This is a genomic window from Shewanella sp. Isolate13 (assembly GCF_022398325.1).
Classification (GTDB): Bacteria; Pseudomonadota; Gammaproteobacteria; order Enterobacterales; family Shewanellaceae; genus Shewanella.
The window spans coordinates 63261-83113 of the sequence record NZ_JAKEVD010000015.1 but is presented as its reverse complement, the minus strand read 5'-3'; the positions used below and the strand labels follow the sequence as shown (position 1 = coordinate 83113).

Genomic DNA, 19853 nt, shown 5'->3' with positions numbered 1-19853 from the left:
GCAACAACTGGGCTACTAAATACGTTCGATATCTCGAGTACCAAATAAGCCATAGGGCTTAAACCACAGAATGATCAGCAACACATAAAAAGGGGCGATATCGTACATATTGCCGATGTGTAAAAATTGGCTATCGAAGAACTCAGCGACATTCTCTAATACGCCTATCACTACACCACCAACAATCGCACCGACAATCGAATCTAAACCGCCAAGAATAACCGCAGGAAAGACCTTGATGCCTATTGATGAGAGAGAGTCAGAGACACCATTTACCATGCCGATCACAACTCCTGCGGTGGCAGACACTGTGGCTGCAATTCCCCAGCTCATGGCAAAAACTTGCTTAACCGAGATCCCCAAGCTCTGGGCGACCTGCTGGTCAAATGCCGTGGCACGCATTGCCAGGCCATGCTTGGAATACTTAAAGAACAAGAAAAAACTGACCATAATAATGAGTGCAATCACGGTGCTCATTAAGTACGCCAACTCGATATTGAGCCCAAAAATCGCAATAGACTGAGTATCGAAAACCGTTGGATAACTTTGCGGTGACACTCCAAAGATCCATTTAGTCAAAGACTGGAAAAAGATCGATAAGCCAATCGTCACCATGATCACCGAGATAATCGGCTCACCAATCATGGGGCGCAGTACTATCATCTGCAGCAAGACACCGAACACCGCCATAAAACAGAGGGTGAGTAGGAATCCAACAAAGAACGGCAACTCCATATAGATGAGAAATGCCCAGCACACCCAGGCACCAACCAACAAGAATTCCCCTTGCGCAAAGTTCACAATCTGAGTGGACTTGTACACCAGCACGAAGCACATGCCGACTACGCCATAGAGCAAGCCTACTATCAGACCGTTGATGATTAACTGCAGTAATAATTCAAAATTCATGATGCTCTCCTTTGCTCTACATTGGCATCCAATGCAGCATCTGTTGCTATCACAGTCGCAACTTTCACTTGGGTCTGGATCCGCGAGGTGCTGCCGTCTTGGAAGGTGATCACGGTATCGATATCAACGTGAGGCTGCTCGTTATAGATGGAGTCGATGATGTCACCGTACTTGTCCGCTATCACTGCTCGTCGAACCTTACGAGTACGAGTCAATTCACCGTCATCGGCATCCAGCTCTTTGTACAGCAAGATGAACTTCTTGATTTTCTGAGCTTCAGGCAAAGATTGGTTTACCTGCTCCACCTCTTTGGTCAGCTGCTCATAAACCTCAGGCAAACTAGAAAGATTGGTGTAGTTGGTAAACGCTAAGCCTTGCTGTTCCGCCCATTTTGAGACGATGCTAAAGCGGATACATAAAATGGCTGAAAGGTAGGGTTTGTCCTTCCCTAGAATAACCGCCTCACCAATAAAGGAGGAAAATTTGAGCTTGTTCTCTATGTATTGAGGTGAATATTGATTTCCTTGACTGGTTTTCGCCAAATCTTTAATGCGGTCGATCACCACTAAGTGCCCCGATGGCTTAAAGTAGCCCGCATCACCGGTATGCATCCAACCATCGATCACATCTTCTTCATAGGCCTCTTGATCACCTAGGTAACCATTAAACATCCCCACGGTTTTTGCGATAACTTCACCGACGCCTTCACTATCGGTATTAATCACCTTAAGCTCGGCGGTATCGAATGCCACGCCAACACTGTCATAGTCGACATCGTCCTCATGGTGAATGGTGTATGCACCGCACATCTCCGTCTGACCATAAAGCTGTCTTAAAGGCACACCTATGCTTTGGAAAAACTTAAAGGTGTCAGGCCCCATTGCAGCGCCGCCTGTTGCTGCCGATTTTAAAAATGAGAAGCCTAATCGGTCGCGTAACGCTTTCATTAAAATGATGTCAGCCAGAGTCGAGCGTTTACCTTGGGCTAAGGCAAGCTCTGCCCGCTTCATGGCAAAGTCGAATAGCTTCTTTTTAAAGGGGGTCGAGTCCATCATACGAGCTTGAACATCGGCTAAGATCCCCTCCCAAACTCGGGGAGCAAGCAACACAAAACTGGGGCCAATTTCACGCAGATCGGCCATCATGGTCTCCTGCTCTTCGACGAAGTTAACAATCTGACGTGCAATCAAGGCTTGGCCGACGGCGTAAACCTGCTCCATAATCCACGGCAGTGGCAGCACAGACACATAATTATCACCCGCTGAACGCGGATCGGCTCTGAGATAAGAGCAGCAGTGGTCAATAAATTTGCTGCCTTGGAGTAACACAATTTTAGGCTTTGAAGTGGTGCCGGATGTGGTGCAATAGATGGCAATATTATCGGCCTTTCCCGCATCGACTAGCTCATCAAAACGGCGTGGATGTTGACTATCAACTCGCTGACCTATCTTGTAGATCTCTTCCACATCAATAAGCCGTGGATCATCGTATTTGCGCATCCCTCTGGGATCGCAATAGACAATATATTTAACCGATGGGATGCTATCACCAAGTTCCAGTAATTTGTCGCACTGCTCTTCATCTTCAGCAACCACGACCTGAGCATTACTACGATTAAGTAGATAGGCGACCTCCTCATGTAGTGAGTCTTGATACACACCAAGTGAGAAACACCCCAAGGCATGGGCGGCTACCTCTCCCCATACCCACTCTGGACGATTGTCGCCTAACAGCGCTATGGCTGCGCCCTGCTCTATGCCCAAATGCTCAAACGCTAACGACATCCACTTAACGCGATTTAAATAATCTTGCCAATTGAACTCAGTCCAGATCCCGAACTCTTTCTCACGCATCGCGGTATCGCTGCCCCAGTGCTTAGCGTTGTAGCGCAAAATCTTTGGAAAGGTGTCCATATCACCCATGTCAAAGCGATCTGCCGCTGATTTATCTATGGTGTTCATTAGCCAACCTCTTGTAACTGCTCGTTCTCTTCCAAGCCTAAATAAGCTTGCCTTACGTGCTCATCAGCCATCACTTCATCAGGTAAACCCGTGATAAGTTTCTTACCAAAATCCAGTACCATCACCTGATGAGAGATATCCATCACCACGCCCATATCGTGCTCAATCATCACAACAGTGATGCCAAACTCTTCGTTAAGATCTAAGATGTAGCGGGCCATATCTTCTTTCTCTTCGAGGTTCATACCCGCCATTGGCTCATCGAGTAAGATAAGCTTCGGGTTTAACGCCATTGCCCGTGCTAACTCCACTCGTTTACGTAAACCATATGAAAGAGTACCCGCTATAGATTTACGGACATGGGATATGTCGAGAAAGTCGATGATCTCCTCGACTTGGCGGCGGTGTTGTAACTCCTCTTTCTGAGCGGGAGATGCCCAGTACAAAGGTCCCGTTAGCCAGTTGTTCTTCATCTGGTGATGGCGACCAACCATGATGTTATCCAGTACCGACATATGGCCAAACAACGCGAGGTTTTGAAATGTTCTGCCTATGCCTAGATCGGCGCGATCATTTGGGCGTAGGTTTGTCACCTCTTTATTGCCAAAATGAATACTGCCATGCTGCGGACGATAACGACCTGAGATACAGTTGAGCATCGATGTCTTACCCGCGCCGTTCGGGCCAATAATCGAAAACACTGAGCCGGTTTCAACCTCAAAACTCACATCTGTCAACGCTTTTACACCGCCAAACGCTAACGAGATCTGGTCAACTTTTAAAATGGTATCTGTCACACCCCTACTCCTTTATTTTGCTATTTAAGTCCTCACCATAGAGGCTGAAGACTTAACTGCTATGGGTATTGATTTGCCTTAGAAAGTGGCGAATACAACGGCTAGCGCCGTCGAAAGAAGTGCTCCCTTCGACGGATTCGGTATTACAGGGCATAGCGCATCGACAGTTGCGCATAGTTTGAGTCGACATCGTGATCGCCAATCTCAAAGTTGCCGACCTCAAAACCCACAGCCAAATGCGGCGTTAGATTTTGGAATAAGTTGACACTCCACTGACTGCGCTCAGCATTAGTAATATCGGTTTCAACTCGCCCGTAAAGCAGAGTACTTCTGAGGGTATCGGTCCAGTAATGGCGATATGCGGCAAGATAAGAGGTGGTACTTTCCACTTCTTCACCCACTAGATCTGAAGCAGCGCCGATCCCCACGTAACGACCGACTTCACCTTGATGAAATTGAAATCTAAGATCGTCTTTACCAAATGTCTTGATACGTCCGGCAATCGAGCCACCGAAAGCTGTTTCACTATTGCCTTGATTGGTGTTTAGGCTGCGACCTAATGCCGAAATAGAGATGTTGCCCCAATCACCTTTAAAGTTATAACGGGCGATAACATCTGGCAGGTCGTCATTGGCGGTATCGCCTCCCACACTCTCAGGGTTTTCTACCGACACTTGGAAGTTCCCCATGTCATAGCGGATCTGTCCTTGGCGAATAAATGCCAAACCAACAGTGGCACCAGCAAAGTCTGCAGTTTCCGGAATTGCGCTGGTATTCATAAAGGTGGTCCAGGTCTGGCCTGCGGTTAGATCTTTATACTTAATAAAGGCATGGCGAATTCTCGGGTTAGCGGAGTTTGATACCACTTGATTACCGCCACCACCAAGAAAGTCCATCTCGATAAAGCCCATCACATCACCATGGACATATTTAGTATTGAAGCGTGTTTCATTGGCGAAAATACGAAATTGCGAGGCGCTCTCTTCAAGCGGTGCACCGGTGCCAATCCAAAAATCTCGGTACCCTACGTCACCATCGACGTAACGGGCGTCGACCTTAATGTAGCCGCCAAATGAAAGCTTGCCATCTTCGCCAACTTCAAAGTCATAACCTGCCGCGGCAGAACCCGCTAACAAGCAAAGCGAACTGGCTAATGTGAGCTGTGTTATCTTAGAAATGAGCATCTTTTATCCCCTTTTATGTCTGCATCCAAGATGTAGAAATCGAGCAGTTGCCTCAATTGGGAATAGGTATTAATCCAGCAGTATTAATCCAGCAGTATTAATCCAGCAGTATTAATACTGACAGCCTAATACTTAAGTCGGTGTGAATTACTCACTTCGCGAGGATAAAACGTGATATGTTAATTTTTATAACAATTAAGTAAGCCTTAAGAGCTTACATAGACAAGGCCTAACAAGATGTTTCCCAACTGGTTACTGGTCACCATTAGTATCAGCTATATTGGTTTGCTGTTTCTAATGGCATTCTTAGGTGACAAATACCGAGAAAAACTTTTTAAACAGCAGCATACCATTATCTATTCGCTCTCTTTAGGGGTGTACTGTACCTCATGGGGATTTTTAGGGACGGCGGGACAGGCGGCAGATAACTCCTTTTCCTACCTGCCGGTTTATATCGCACCGGTTCTGCTATTTATTTTTGCTTGGCCATTTATTCAACGCATCATACGCGTATGCTTAAAGCTGAATATCACCTCCATTGCCGACCTCCTTGCCGCTCGATTTGGCAAATCACAACAGCTAGCAATGGTGGTAACCTTCGTTGCGCTATTTGGTACCTTGCCCTATATAGCCCTGCAGCTAAAAGCTATCGTTAACTCCTATGAGATATTGCGGCAAGACCACTTATTGTCTTCGTGGCAGTTAGGATTAGTGGTAAGTTTTATCCTCGCGGGATTTACCATTATTTTTGGTGTACGTGCTATCGATGTCACGGAGCGCCACCCAGGTATGATGCTCGCCATCGCCTTTGAGTCCTTCGTAAAATTAGTTGCCTACCTAACCATTGGTGTATTCGTGTCTTTCTTTTTATTCGACTCGCCAATGGAGATCTGGCGTCAATCCAGCGAAATGTCCGACACCTCAACCTCATTTAACTATCCCAATATGGTGTCGATGTTTGGTTTGCTATTTATCGTCACATCGGCTTTTTTGTGTCTGCCTAGACAGTTTCAAGTGCTCATTGTCGAACTAAAAGAGCAGAAACACGCGATTTGGAGTCGCTGGACCTTCCCCCTTTACATTCTTGTCTTTGCATTTTTTGCCACCCCATTGGGGCAAGCGGGCAACATACTCTATGGCGACTCGATGCAGAGCGATGCCTACGTGTTATTTTTACCCGCCTTCAGTGGCGATGCATGGTTAGGGCTATTCAGTTTTTTAGGGGCTATTTCAGCAGCCAGCTCTATGGTGATCATCTCCACTATCGCCCTGAGTACTATGCTTAGTAATGAAGTAGTATTTCCTACCCTCTTTAAAGTCACGAATATTCAGAGCACTAATTTTCATAAGTTCCGCTCTCATCTGCTTAATATCCGTAAAGCACTTATCTTAGTGGTGATCTTTCTCAGCTACGGCATGTTCTTAGTGGCTCCTCCGGATACACTCGCCTCTCTGGGTGAGGTTGCCTTCGGTGCCATAGCACAAATAGGCCCAGCCCTATTTGCAGCATTTTTGTGGCGCAGAGTGACCTTGGTTGGCGTACTCAGTGGCATCATAAGTGGGTTTTCACTCTGGTTTTGCCTAAATTTACTACCTCAGCTCGGACTTTATTCTCATCCCTTTGCGGGCAGTGAATACTCGATGACGACTATGGCAACCTTGCTCGGCCTATTTGTGAATATCACAATGATCTGGCTGCTCTCATCGTTTACCCGCCAAAGTGTTCACGAACAGATGCAGATTGCTCATTTTATCGAGCGACCAGATCTCGACAAACTACAACCCAATATCTCCCGTCAAATTAACCCAACGGAACTAGAGTTATTAGCTGCAAGATTCGTAGGAAAAGACAAAGCTGCCCAAGGTTTTCATGGTTTTTTCAGCAATCAAGTCCAACCTGTTACCGATAAAGCCAGTTACAATCAAGCACTGATTTTTTACACCGAGAATATGCTCGCAAGTGTGATGGGCTCAGCCTCTGCGCGACTGGTTATCTCCTGTGCATTAAATGGCCGCGATATCGCCATTGAAGATGTCGCTCAACTAGTGGAGCAGGCCTCAAGCCACAGAACGGAGTTCAGTCGTTCAGTGCTCCACAGTGCCATTGAGAATGCCAGCGAAGGGATCTCTGTGATTGATAAAGAACTCAATCTCGTGGCTTGGAACCAGCATTACCTAAATCTGTTCAACTACCCAGAAGAGCTGGTGTATATCGGCAGCCCAGTTAGCCAGCTTATCGAATATAACCTTAGCCATAGCCATAGGTTTCAACATGATTTACAGCAACAAGTTGAACGCCGGCTCAACTATCTACGCCAAGGTAGTCGCCACAGCACTGAGCGCATACAACCTGACGGTAAAACGATACGCATTGAAGGTAATCCAATTCCTGATGGAGGGTTTGTGATGATCTTTTCTGACATCACCATGTATCGTGAAGCCGAAAAATTACTCAAGGAAAAAAATCTCGACTTAGAGGCGCGCGTATTTGAGCGAACTAAAAAGCTTGAGCAAGCCAATTTAGATCTGGAGAAGTCGAATCAAGAGCTCGCCGATGCCCTAAATAAAATCGAACAAGCTCATCAGAAAAAGAGTCAATATTTGAAAGCCTGTAGCCATGATCTACTGCAACCGCTATCTGCTGCCCGCCTGTTTTCTTCAGCTTTTGTACAGGACTCTCAACTAACGGTTAAGCAACAACAGCAAATAGGCTATATCGATAATTCACTTCAAGTTGCTAACGAGTTGCTACTGGACTTAAATGAAGTTTCGCGTATTGAAAGCGGGACAGTTGTACCTGAGATTACCGAATTTGCCTTACAGGAGCTTATTGACTCTTTAGTTGATGAATTCGGTGCGATAGCCCAAAGCTCACAGGTTAAATTCCGCCATATTACTACAAAAATGTGGGTTCGCAGTGATAAAACCCTATTAAGGCGGATCTTACAAAACTTAATTAGCAATGCCTTTCGCTATGCTGGCGATGGCACCATATTACTTGGCTACCGACGTCAGGAGGACAAGCTATCCATTCAGGTGGTTGATGATGGCCCGGGAATACCAACGGATAAACAAGCCGTCATTTTTGAGCAATTTACTAGGCTACAACATTCGGGACATGAAGGCGTAAACGGCTTAGGTCTTGGCTTGAACATAGCCCAAGGACTGGCACATATCCTCTCCCATCGTCTTACACTGTCATCGAACCTAGGTCAGGGGAGTATCTTTAGTCTGCAGCTAGATACGGTGCAGCCTCACCAGATCACCACTAGTAAAACTCCTGTGGATATTCTCACCTTAAGCGGCGTACATGTGCTGTGCGTTGACAATGACCCCAACGTATTGGCGGGCATGGTTGAATTATTGCAAAGTTGGAAGTGCCATGTGTATCAAGCGACATCGGCCCAGCAAGCCAAGACTCTATTTAGTCAGCATGCAGCCCACATTGATATAGTACTGATGGACTATCAGCTAGAAGATAACCAAAACGGCCTAAACTTGATGCAACAATTACAAGCTGAATCAGACTTACCGCTGCCGGCTATCTTGATCACAGCAACGATTGATGAAGCCGTTGTATTGCGAGCCAAAGAGATGGGCTATGGATACTTACGTAAAATAATCAAACCCATTGCCCTCAGGGCGGTGATGAGTGCCACACTCGCAAGAAGCCTACGCAAAAATTACGCGGCGCCACCGACTATCTAATAACTATTTAATGATTATTGGCGCCAAAGTTAGCCTAAAGCGGTGTCGAGTGAGTGCTTATCCAGTTGCAATTGATTCATAGCTATAACCGCTTGGGTGCGTGTGTGCACACCTAGCTTTAAGAAGATCGCACTGGCATGAGCTTTAATAGTGGCCTCTGATAACCCCAACTCATATGCAATTTGCTTATTCAATAAACCATCTGCAAACATCATTAAAATTCGATGCTGCCTAGGTGATAGGCTAACGATTTTACTTGTCATGCTATCGGCTTCAATCGCCTCAATACTACCACAACCTGATGGCAGCCACTGTCGGCCAGACAATACCGCTGAAATAGCCTTAACCATGTTATCAGCAGAGGTGGACTTGGGAATAAAGCCCATAGCCCCAAATGACATACTTTTACCTATCGTGTTCTTATCTTCCTGACCAGAGATCACCACAACTCCCATCTGTGCATGACAGTTTCGGATATTAACTAAGGTATTAAACCCATGGGCCTTGGGAATATTCAGATCGAGTAACAATAGATCGGCATCAGGGTGCACCTTGAGGATTCCATCTAATTCAGCAACCGTCTCTGCTTCATATAAACTAACACCGTCGAAGTGTACGGTTAAAATATTGACCAGCGCCTGCCTAAATAGTGGATGGTCATCAGCTATTATTATTTTTAGTGGCTGTAACATGTTCGATCCCTCATCAGTCCATTTTTTCAGTCTACCCCATTGCTTATTATTATCAACTCGCCCCAATTATTACCAACAGACTACAAAACCATGACTATAACTTTTATTACAACAACTTAGAGTAAGTATTTCAGCTATCCCCTACTTGTTAAGCCAATGAAACATAGACTTATTAACTAGATATATCTTTAAATACTTTTGCTAGAGAGAGTGCTAGCGCCGAGCTGAATACATTTCACCAAGCTTAAATTCACCTATAGAGCTTGTACATAAACTCGGACTCACATATTCTAAATTTAAGCAGTTTGTTTAGAATTAGTTTTAAATTTCAAACGATAAGGAGCGTCGAATTGCCAAATAAAACGGCGTTAGTACTGGGTGGTGGTGGCGCAAGGGCTGCTTACCAGATTGGTGTGCTCAAGGCGATAGTCCAATTTTATCCACGCAACCACGGCATCCCCTTTAGGATCGTCTGTGGTACTTCTGCTGGTGCAATTAACGCCACCTCTATTGCGACCCATGCGTCTTGCTTTCACTTAGGGGTTCGAAAACTTGAGTGGGTATGGCGCAACATTCACGCCCGTAAAGTCTATCGCGCATCGATTCCTGGCGTGCTAAATCACTTAAGTAAGATGGCCTTAAAAGGCCTACAGAGCGATGGCGCCTCTAGCAGTGCAGGCAGCCTATTTAACAGTGACCCCCTAAGAAAATTACTCAGTGAATTAATCAGCTTCGAGCGTATCGATCGTAATATTACTAGCGGCGCCCTCGAAGCTGTCAGTCTCGATACCTCTTGCTATAACAACTCACGCTCGGTCACCTTTTTTCAGGCCAATGCCCATCTCGACAATTGGCAGAGAGATAGACGACACGGCATACGTACTCGGCTCAATACCGACCATCTATTGGCAAGCTCAGCTATTCCTATGGTATTTCCCTCTATTCGATTAAATCAGGAGTACTATGGTGATGGCTCGGTGCATCAACTGGCACCACTAAGCAGTCCTATTCATTTAGGGGCCGAAAAGATCATGGTAATTAACCTTGAAAGCCCCCATAAAATTCAACCCAAAGAGCTTGAACATCATCCTAAAACCGCCACTATTGCGGGTCACCTGCTCGATACCATCTTCTCTGATACCCTCAATAGCGATCTGGAAAGGCTTGAGCGGATCAACAATACCCTCTCGTTAATCCCTGAGGAAAGTAAGCAGAAATTAGCACTAAAAAATATTGAAACCTTAGTGATTAAGCCCAGCGAAGATCTTAGCGCCATGGCTTCACGCTACTTTCAAGATATGCCCTTCGCCATCAAAACTATGATGAAAGTATTAGGGATTAACGAACATTCGGAGTCGAGTATCATCTCTTACTTACTGTTTGAGCAAGGTTATTGCAGCGCATTGATCGAGCTAGGCTATGAAGATGCCATGTGCCAAATAGATGAGATAAAGCATTTTTTCAATATTAGTTAACCTTGGGCTTATTCAATAAAACGACTTTAGCGGCGCTTTCTCCCCAATCTCGATAGATGAGTTCTCCCGGGTGAAATCCATCTATCGCCATCGCCTCAGCATCAAGCTGGTGACCAAAGTCTAGTAGAGTAAACCTCTGTTCCTGTTTCGAAAAATGCTCTAAATGCCGATTAAACTCTTGACTGCGACGGCCTAAGAACCAGCGCAGAGGTTGTGGAAGTACCGGAAAGTCGCCCATAGGTGGCACGCGGGTCAGCACTAATGTCTGACAACCCAGCTCAGCAATTAACAACTCAACAAGCGCCTTTTGCTGCTCAATCCATCTCTTTGCCGATAGTGGGCTCAACACGTCGTTGACCCCAAGAGAGACCACCACGACGTCGAAGCTAAGGCTTGACTGTGAAGCCATCTCTGTCTGCAACATTCTTATTGCCTGAGCCGTGTTGTATCCGGACTGCGCCAAGAGTCGCCACTGGACTCGATACTCATGAGCGAGTGCCTGAGTCACCACTCCTATCAAGGCTTGTTGCTGATCTTCGACACCGACTCCCGCCGCTGCCGAGTCACCAAATACTAATAGTGATAACTCGGAGCCTTCACCTATGCGCCCAACTCTAGGACCGGCCGCCTCTGGCAATTTAGGTGTACTGTATTTGACTCTTTTGCCCTGTAGAAACAGCAAAGGCGCTATCAGGATAAAAATAAGGTAATGCACTCATTCGCTCCTTTTGGATTAACGGTGGCTCATCAATAACCCTAAACGATTGCTTCAACTTTAACCTTAAACTATAGCCCTAAACTGCCATTGCAACACGACTACATTAGCCTTGCAGCAGGAAGATCTCAGCCTTCTCTATTCGTCTTGGTTTACCCAGCAAGATGAGAATATCTCCCGGTTTTATCTGCCAATCGAGCTCGGGATTTTCCACCTCTGCGCCGGCTCGCCTGACCGCCCTTAACTCGACCCGTAGTTTTTCCCAAGGGATCTGAGACAAGGTCAACCCCACCGCATTAGCGCCCTTGGGTAGAGCTACCGCATGCAGTAACTCCAAGGTAAAGTCGGTTTCTTCTCCCGAAAAGAAGCCGTGTAAATATTGATAATGGTTACGCCGCTCTGATTCGAGCCGCTTTAAAATACGTGCTAAGGGCACGCCACATTGATACAAGACCTGCGACACCAACATCAGGCTGCCTTCGAGCGTTTCTGGGATCACCTGACTGGCGCCAGCCTGTTCAAGCTCCTCCATTCCAGAATCATCACGGGTACGGACTAGAATTTTAGCTTCGGGAGCGAGCTGCCTACATAGGGGCAAGACCTCTTCGAGTATTCGTTCACTACTAAAAGTCAGCACGATAAGTTTTGCATCTCGTACTTTTGCCTGCTTAAGAATACTTCGCTTACAGACATCGCCAAAATACACTGGCTCACCTGCGGCTCTCGCCTCAGAGACTCTTTTGGGATCAAGATCGAGTACTAGATAGGGAATAGCCTCTGTTTTCATAAATCGTGCGATGGTTTGACCGACACGACCATAGCCTAAGATCAACACTAGATCGCTCTTGCTGTCTATCTGCACATTGAGTGGCTCGCTAGTCTCAGCCTTAGGTTTTAAGCCCTGTAGCATTCTGGCGATATCCACACTATGACGCACCAACCAAGGTGCGAGCGCCATAGATAACACTGCAACCATCACCAAGATGGTACTTATCTTGGCATCTAGCAGCTGATAATTTACCGCAAGTGCCAACACCACAAAGCTAAATTCCCCCACCTGCGCCAAGCTTAGAGCCGTAGCCACCGATGTGCGAAATGACTCTTTAGCAAACTTAAGTAAGGAAAAAATTACCAGTGACTTGCCTAGGATTACGGCAATGAGAATAAGGATGATCTGCCACCAATACTGAGCGACTAACTGAAAGTCCAGCAGCATACCAATAGAGATGAAGAACAGACCCATTAATAGATCACGAAATGGACGGATATCAGCCTCAAGCTGACGTCGATATTGGCTCTCTCCCAGTAGCATCCCCGCCATAAAGGCGCCCAATGCCATCGATAATCCCAGCCATTGGGTGATAGCGCCTGTGACTAAGGCGACCACTAAGGTAGACAAGACAAACAATTCATTAGAGCGTGAGCGAGCGACTTCATCGAACAACTTTGGCAGAGCCCACTTACCAAAAGCCATCAAGGCAACAAAGGCGAGTCCCCCTTTTAGCAAGCCAAAAACCACGTCACTCCACATCAGAGCTTCGCCATCACTTGCCAAAATAGGCATTAAAATCAATAAAGGAACAACTGCAATATCTTGAAATAACAGCACACTGACAGACAGCTCGCCGTGTCGACGCCTGAGCCAACCCTGCTCATTAAGCAGTTTTAGCACGATTGCAGTAGAGGAAAGCGCAATCGCCGAACCAACCACAACAGACTCAGTCACACTAAGGTTACATAGCAAAGCGATGCCCATACTCAAAACTGTGGTCACAACCACTTGAGCGCAACCTAAACCGAATACTGTACGCCGCATAGCCCAGAGCCTAGGCAATGAAAACTCAAGCCCTAGACTAAACATCAATAACACTACACCGAGTTCAGCAACAGACTGCATCTGATGCTGGGTAAACCAATAAAAACCGCTTGGACCGCTTATCACTCCCGTCACCAGATAAGCCAAAATCGCTGGCAACCCGGCGCGCCTCAATATGGCAATTGACACAATAGCAATAACCAACATCAGCAATATTTGAATGAGAAAGCTGTGTTCCATACCTACGGTCTACTCCTTAGCTTAAGCTTATCGATACTCGTCAAAATACCGACAGCCTGTTTTCATTCGTTTAACTAGAGATTAACTGAATGACAAATAAAGACAAATGATTATTCCTACCACACCACTTCCCTTTCCATCTCAATGCTGTACAAGTCCGGTACAGTTAACCTAATAGATAATGCAAAATGAACGCGGACTCATGGGATTGAGTCAAGGCTGAAAACAAGGTAAGAGACTTATAATATTATATAAAACCATCAACACCTCAGTAGTTAATCAAGTCGTTTTATGATGATAGATTGCTGAGCGATAACGATAGATAAAAGCAAGAAGCCTAATCAATTAGTCTATAAACTCGGTCTTGTTTCACGATGAACCTAATGCGCAACGCAATACAGGCACGATTTTTGCTAACTCAATAGCTTAGTCACATTAAAGCTGTAACGACAACACTGGAGTACACACCAATGGAATTTGGCCTAGCAACGGAGTCCAGCCCTATTCAATATCGCCAGACTACAAATATAGCAATGTCGATGCCGTTGGAGATAGATCTGGTCAATATAATCCAGCAACTGCACCAACACTTAGATCCTCGGACGGTATTTGCCTGCTTCGGCCAGATAATGGGACAACACTTGCCGCTCTATGGTGTGCGCCTAAGTTATAAACAATATCAGTTTCATTGGGGTAAACCATATGGCTACGCCTTCGAACAGAAGCTAACCTTTGCAGGCCACCAAGTTACGATTAACTATAATCTAAAAGCCGCTTTAGTGCCGTCACAAACCTTGATGTTAAACCAGCTTAAAGAGCTAGTACTGCAGCCGCTAATTAACGCTATTCAGTATCAAGAGATGTCACAGCAGGCAATGTACGATGCACTAACTAAGCTCGGCAATCGCCATTACTACCTACAATCGGTTAGAAAAGAAATTGCGCGCGCAGAGCGAAACCATAGCAGCTTTTCTCTTGTGGCATTAGATCTGGATAACTTCAAACAACTCAATGACGACTATGGTCATCAGTTAGGTGACAGTGCCTTAATTGAGTTTTCAGATATGCTCAACGCCACCATAAGAGATACTGACCAAGCATTTAGAATTGGCGGGGATGAGTTTACTCTGTTGGTTCAAGCCGATGCGAAAGCGGCACAAGTTTTATGCCAGCGGATCCTAAATGCACTTAGTAACCACCACTACTTAGAAAGGTATCAAGTCAGTACGAGTATGGGGGTCACTCAATGGCAGGAAAAAGATACCGAGCAGAGCCTGTATCAACGAGCTGATCACGCTTTATATGAAGCAAAGGCGGCAGGACGGCAGTGCTACCGGATCTGTGCCGCCTAAGTATGAGTCTATTGCTAACGTCTCGATATAAGTTAGCGTGTTCGCTTAGCTCTGGCGCAAGTTTAGACTCAGCCCCAAGGCTCCATCGCTCGCCAGAAAGGACTTCTCAATCCAGTAACCTACGGCGGCTACAAGCTTACCGTTATAGCACAGTAGTGGTACCTCTCCTCGCTCCCAAGGGGCTAACTCCAACTCTTGCCACAACTTCTTAAGCTCACGCCCCTTGCTACGGTTGTGAGGCTGACACCTTGTACTACCAGGCAGAGCAAAAACAATAGAGATCTGCTCAGACGCTACTGGAAGCCTCAAGCGAGCCCCCGTTTGAAGGACTTGTGCAGATAGCATCTCTCCTGTTGGCAGGGTAACATCACCATTCAATAACGCTTCGATATTATCAACATCTATCTCAGAATAACCCTTGTTAGCTTTATACTGAGCCGAGTCCGGCGATAAAAAGTAACCTTCTCGCTTAAAACGTCTGATAACCACATCTGTTAGACGAATTTCAACACTTGCATCGGCTTTAGCCTCTAATAGCTGCGCCAAGATCTGCTCACCTTGTACCTTAGAGGGTGGCGCAAACCCTAGAGCCTCCATATGACCGCGCAGTAACAATGACTGCCAAGCCTTAGAGTGGCTGGCTAGCTTCTCTAAATCGAGTGTCCATAGCCTTGCGTTTTGACGTTGCAGTTCAGGTAATCGAATGGCTATCTCTTCATCGATAACCGACTGCTGCAACGCACATAACTCGGCGCTACGACTCGCCGTTGCTGCAATCGCCCCCCAGCGCTGTTTCAGCTTTGGAATCACCTCTAAACGTAAAAAGTTTCTGTCGTATTTATTATCGAAGTTACTCTCATCTTCAATGTGGCTGATATTGTGCTGTCTGGCATAAACTTCGATTTCAGCCTTGCTGTAATCGAGTAGCGGCCGAATAATCCAGTTTTGCTGATTAAAACGCTGCACCTTCCCCATGGCTGACAAACCTTTGGGGCCGAGTCCACGTTTGAGTGCCAGCAAAACCGTCTCCAGCTGATCATCCTGATGATGCGCGGTCATGAGCAGGTCGTCTTGTTCGAGCTCTGATAGCAATGCTTGATAACGTACACTTCGCGCCTCAGCCTCAACACTCACTCGCGGCGCGAGCTTAACTTCGACTCGCTTAATGGCGCAGTTCAGTCCATAAGCATCGGCCTGAGATAAACAGTGCTTGGCCCACTTATCGGCATTATCGCTTAGCCCGTGATGTACATGGACCAGTAAACATTCATACTCTGAGTGTGCCTTGGCAAATAGAGAAAGGCCATGAGCGAGTATTTCCGAATCGACACCGCCACTATAAGCCAGCACCAGCTTGCGCTTTTTTAGACAAGCTTGATTAGCCGCGACCTCAGCCTCCGAAGGGCGCTGAGGCAGCTGTTTAATACACTGCAAAATCGAGGCGACGATATTCATTCTAGAAACTGTTTACCTTAAAAAAATGCGCATCTTAAAAACTATTTCAGTTAGCAAGTGTTTGGTCTTAAAAAACGATTCTAACCTTGCCCGATCCGGTTAACGACTCTAATGCCAACATCAGTTCATCGGTTGGATTAACCCGCCACTCATCACCTAGGGTAAATTGAGCCTGAGACTGAGGCTGAGCGTAGTTAATCAGTACAGGTACGGCGCCCGCCTTCCAAGGTTCGACCGCAGTTTGAAACTCACTTAGCCACTGCGGGTTAACTTTCTCTGACTGAAGGTCGATCTCTACCGCATGAGCAAAATGGCTGCGAGCCTCCCCCATATCGATGATATTGCGAGCGGTCATACGGTTTCCACCGGAGAAGTCATCGAAGCTCACCTCGCCCTCGATAATAAGAATACGGTCTTTCTCAAGCAGGTGATTAAACTTCTCGAAGGCTTCAGTAAATAGCATCACCTCGAGGCGCGCACTCTTATCGTCAAGCGTCACTAAGCCCATCTTGGCACCACGTTTAGTCATCATCACTCGTGTTGCAACCACAAGGCCGGCAGCCTTCATGGTCTTGCCGCGATCCGTTGGATGCACGTCTTTCAAGCGACCAGATGTGTAGTGCTTAAGCTCTTTGAGATACTGATTGATCGGGTGACCAGTCAAGTACAGACCTAAGGTGTCACGCTCCCCTTCTAGCCAGACTTTATCCGGCCAAGGGGTACAATCGACAAACTGCTGCTTACTGTCTTCTGGCTCACTATTGAGCAGGCCAAACATATCGTGCTGACCGATCGCTTCGGCCTTAGCATGCTGGTCTGCGGCGCGGATCGCTTCAGGCAGAGTCGCCATCATAGCTGCACGGTGTGGCCCTAAATTATCCAACGCCCCCGCGCAGATTAGCTTTTCAATAACGCGGCGGTTAAGCTTTTTCAAATCGACGCGGGCACAGAAATCAAATAGGTCTTTAAACGGCCCATCTTTACGCGCCTCTAAAATAGAGTCGACAGGACCTTCACCCACGCCTTTTACCGCACCGATGCCATAAACGATATTGAGTTCGTCATCCACGGTAAACCTAAACAGGCCTTTGTTCACATCAGGCGGCAACAAAGGTAGACCCATGCGCTCACATTCATCCACTAAGGTGACGATCTTATCTGTGTTATCCATATCCGCCGACATTACCGCCGCCATAAACTGCGCGGGATAATGGGTCTTAAGCCAAAGCGTCTGATAAGATACCAAGGCGTAAGCGGCAGAGTGAGATTTGTTAAAACCGTAACCTGCGAATTTTTCTACCAAGTCGAAGATCTTCATCGCCAACTCGCCATCGACGCCGTTTGCAATCGCCCCCTCTTTAAAGGTGCCGCGCTGCTTAGCCATCTCTTCTGGCTTTTTCTTACCCATAGCACGACGAAGCATGTCCGCGCCGCCCAAGGTATAGCCAGCGAGTACCTGAGCAATCTGCATTACCTGCTCTTGATAGAGAATAATGCCATAGGTCGGCGACAGTAGCTCTTTTAGCGATTCGTGCTGATATTGTGAGTCTGGATACGATACCTCTTCTCGACCATGCTTACGTTCGATAAAGTTATCTACCATGCCCGACTGTAGCGGGCCTGGTCTAAACAGTGCCACCAGTGCGATCATATCTTCGAAGCAGTCAGGCTGCAGACGCTTAATCAAGTCTTTCATACCACGAGATTCCAACTGGAATACCGCGGTGGTTTCATAGCGCTGCAGTAACTTAAAGCACTTAGGATCGGTCAATGAAATCGACTCGATTCGTACCCGCTCTTCGCCATTCTTGTCTTTGACGGCATTCACCATCTGCAGCGCCCAGTCAATAATGGTCAGCGTTCTTAGACCCAAGAAGTCGAACTTAACTAGACCCGCCGTTTCCACGTCGTTTTTATCAAACTGTGTGACTGGGTTTAAACCTTCTGCGTCACAATAAATTGGCGAGAAATCGGTGATCTTAGTTGGCGCGATAACCACACCACCGGCGTGCTTACCAGCGTTACGGGTTACACCTTCTAGAATGCGACACATGTCGATCAGATCTTTAACTTCCTCATCGGCATCATAGGATTCTTGTAGACCAGGCTCGACCTCAAACGCCTTAGCTAAAGTCATTCCGGGCTCTGCTGGGATCATTTTCGAAATACGATCGACGAAACCATATGGGTGGCCTTGAACGCGGCCTACATCGCGGATCACCGCTTTCGCCGCCATGGTACCGAAGGTGATGATCTGCGATACCGCATCACGGCCATATAGGTCGGCAACATGATCGATGACTTCATCACGTCTATCCATACAAAAGTCAACGTCGAAGTCGGGCATAGATACACGTTCTGGGTTCAAGAATCGCTCGAACAGCAAGTCGTATTCCAGTGGGTCCAAATCGGTAATCTTCAGGGCGTAAGCCACCAGTGAACCCGCGCCCGAACCACGGCCGGGACCAATCGGGATATCGTTGTCTTTACCCCATTGAATAAATTCCATCACGATAAGGAAGTAACCGGGGAAGCCCATCTGGTTAATCACCTTAAGCTCCACATCGAGACGCTCATCGTATTCAGGGCGGCGCTCAGCTCTAACTTCGGGATCGGGGAAAAGAAACTCCAAACGCTCCTCTAGGCCCTTTTCTGACACATCGACTAAGAAGTCTTCAATGGTCAAATCACCGGTTGGAAAGTTTGGTAGAAAGTATTCGTGCAGTCGTACCGTGACGTTACAGCGCTTAGCAATCTCAACACTATTTTGAATCGCTTCGGGAATATCCTCAAACAGCTCGCACATCTCTTCACTGCTCTTAAAATACTGCTGGTCACTGTATTTCTTGGGTCTGCGTGGATCGGCAAGGGTAAAACCATCGTAAATTGCCACACGAATTTCGTGCGCTTCAAACTGCTCGGGTTTATTAAATACAACCTGGTTAGTCGCGACCACAGGTAGATCTTTTTGCTCTGCAAGGGCAACGGCCATATGCAGATAACGCTCCTCATCAGGGCGCCCTGTACGCAGCAACTCTAAATAATATCTGTCTGGGAAATGGGTCTGATAGAACTCAATTAATGAGCTAACCTGAGCTTGGTTTTCTTTTAGTAGCGCACGGCCGACATCACCATCTTTACCGCCCGAGAGCAAAATTAAACCTTCGTTATATTTTGCTAACCACTCCTGATCGATCACTGCCTTGTCATTGATGTTACCGCGCAGGTAGGCATCACTGATCAGCAAAGTCAGATTCGAGTAGCCCTTGTTGTCCATGGCGAGTGCAGTAATTGAGCAAAAATCGTCAAAACCCGGCACTTTTACCCAAAAGTCGGTGCCAATAATCGGCTTAATGCCGTTACCATGACAAGCCTCGTAAAACTTCACCAAACCACACATATTTGTCTGATCGGTTAACGCCACAGCAGGCATCTCAAGTTCAGCCACCTTAGCAAGAATAGGCTTAACTTTAGAAAGTCCATCTGACATGGAAAAATCACTGTGGACGCGCAAATGCACAAAACGTGGATCAGACATAATTTGGAGTA

General features: G+C 46.7%; 12 protein-coding genes. 3 read left to right on the top strand and 9 right to left on the bottom strand.

All coding sequences use genetic code 11. The annotated features are described in order from the left end of the window. Positions 1-15 precede the first annotated feature (15 nt). The 4 genes from L1D44_RS11525 to L1D44_RS11510 all read right to left on the bottom strand — a co-directional run bounded on the left by L1D44_RS11525 (position 16) and on the right by L1D44_RS11510 (position 4851). Complete coding sequence (locus L1D44_RS11525) at positions 16-909, bottom strand: branched-chain amino acid ABC transporter permease (protein WP_220767299.1); 894 nt, start codon at positions 907-909, stop codon at positions 16-18. Then, entirely contained in the window at positions 906-2870 is a 1965-nt protein-coding gene (locus tag L1D44_RS11520; protein ID WP_239890763.1) for a long-chain fatty acid--CoA ligase, read from the bottom strand. Before L1D44_RS11520 ends, L1D44_RS11525 begins: the two co-directional genes overlap by 4 nt. Then, complete coding sequence (locus L1D44_RS11515) at positions 2870-3667, bottom strand: ABC transporter ATP-binding protein (protein WP_239890761.1); 798 nt, start codon at positions 3665-3667, stop codon at positions 2870-2872. The genes L1D44_RS11520 and L1D44_RS11515 overlap by 1 nt, the downstream gene beginning before the upstream one ends. A gap of 143 nt (positions 3668-3810) precedes the next feature. Beyond that, complete coding sequence (locus tag L1D44_RS11510; protein WP_239890759.1) at positions 3811-4851, bottom strand: DcaP family trimeric outer membrane transporter; 1041 nt, start codon at positions 4849-4851, stop codon at positions 3811-3813. A gap of 237 nt (positions 4852-5088) precedes the next feature. On the opposite strand from L1D44_RS11510, the gene L1D44_RS11505 reads away from it, so the two are divergent. Continuing rightward, positions 5089-8559, top strand: coding sequence for a PAS domain-containing hybrid sensor histidine kinase/response regulator (locus L1D44_RS11505; protein ID WP_239890757.1), 3471 nt, complete (start codon positions 5089-5091; stop codon positions 8557-8559). Between the two features lie 29 nt (positions 8560-8588). Here the strand turns inward: L1D44_RS11505 and L1D44_RS11500 are convergent, their stop codons facing one another. Then, on the bottom strand, positions 8589-9251 hold the full coding sequence (locus L1D44_RS11500) for a response regulator transcription factor (RefSeq protein WP_239890755.1): 663 nt from the start codon (positions 9249-9251) through the stop codon (positions 8589-8591). 350 nt (positions 9252-9601) lie between these two features. On the opposite strand from L1D44_RS11500, the gene L1D44_RS11495 reads away from it, so the two are divergent. Further along, positions 9602-10726: a patatin-like phospholipase family protein gene (locus tag L1D44_RS11495; protein ID WP_239890753.1), complete on the top strand. Its 1125-nt coding sequence runs from the start codon at positions 9602-9604 to the stop codon at positions 10724-10726. Here L1D44_RS11495 and L1D44_RS11490 read toward each other — a convergent pair. Both L1D44_RS11490 and L1D44_RS11485 read right to left on the bottom strand, forming a co-directional pair. After that, positions 10719-11441 carry an SGNH/GDSL hydrolase family protein gene (locus L1D44_RS11490; protein WP_239890751.1) on the bottom strand — a complete coding sequence of 241 codons (723 nt, stop codon included), beginning with the start codon at positions 11439-11441 and terminating at the stop codon, positions 10719-10721. The genes L1D44_RS11495 and L1D44_RS11490 overlap by 8 nt on opposite strands. Positions 11442-11547: 106 nt before the next feature. Beyond that, entirely contained in the window at positions 11548-13497 is a 1950-nt protein-coding gene (locus L1D44_RS11485) for a monovalent cation:proton antiporter family protein (protein WP_239890749.1), read from the bottom strand. A gap of 470 nt (positions 13498-13967) precedes the next feature. Between L1D44_RS11485 and L1D44_RS11480 the strand changes: the two genes are divergently transcribed. Further along, positions 13968-14849: a GGDEF domain-containing protein gene (locus tag L1D44_RS11480; RefSeq protein WP_239890747.1), complete on the top strand. Its 882-nt coding sequence runs from the start codon at positions 13968-13970 to the stop codon at positions 14847-14849. A gap of 45 nt (positions 14850-14894) precedes the next feature. Here the strand turns inward: L1D44_RS11480 and tilS are convergent, their stop codons facing one another. Both tilS and dnaE read right to left on the bottom strand, forming a co-directional pair. Then, on the bottom strand, positions 14895-16304 hold the full coding sequence (gene tilS / locus L1D44_RS11475; RefSeq protein WP_239890744.1) for a tRNA lysidine(34) synthetase TilS: 1410 nt from the start codon (positions 16302-16304) through the stop codon (positions 14895-14897). A gap of 67 nt (positions 16305-16371) precedes the next feature. Next, positions 16372-19842, bottom strand: a complete 3471-nt coding sequence (gene dnaE, locus L1D44_RS11470; RefSeq protein WP_239890742.1) for a DNA polymerase III subunit alpha — start codon at positions 19840-19842, stop codon at positions 16372-16374. Positions 19843-19853 lie beyond the last annotated feature (11 nt).

Coding starts and splice junctions, on each gene's coding strand:
- L1D44_RS11525 (WP_220767299.1), bottom strand. CDS start 909: ATGAATTTTGAATTATTACTGCAGTTAATCATCAACGGTCTGATAGTA.
- L1D44_RS11520 (WP_239890763.1), bottom strand. CDS start 2,870: ATGAACACCATAGATAAATCAGCGGCAGATCGCTTTGACATGGGTGAT.
- L1D44_RS11510 (WP_239890759.1), bottom strand. CDS start 4,851: ATGCTCATTTCTAAGATAACACAGCTCACATTAGCCAGTTCGCTTTGC.
- L1D44_RS11505 (WP_239890757.1), top strand. CDS start 5,089: ATGTTTCCCAACTGGTTACTGGTCACCATTAGTATCAGCTATATTGGT.
- L1D44_RS11500 (WP_239890755.1), bottom strand. CDS start 9,251: ATGTTACAGCCACTAAAAATAATAATAGCTGATGACCATCCACTATTT.
- L1D44_RS11485 (WP_239890749.1), bottom strand. CDS start 13,497: ATGGAACACAGCTTTCTCATTCAAATATTGCTGATGTTGGTTATTGCT.
- L1D44_RS11480 (WP_239890747.1), top strand. CDS start 13,968: ATGGAATTTGGCCTAGCAACGGAGTCCAGCCCTATTCAATATCGCCAG.
- tilS (WP_239890744.1), bottom strand. CDS start 16,304: ATGAATATCGTCGCCTCGATTTTGCAGTGTATTAAACAGCTGCCTCAG.
- dnaE (WP_239890742.1), bottom strand. CDS start 19,842: ATGTCTGATCCACGTTTTGTGCATTTGCGCGTCCACAGTGATTTTTCC.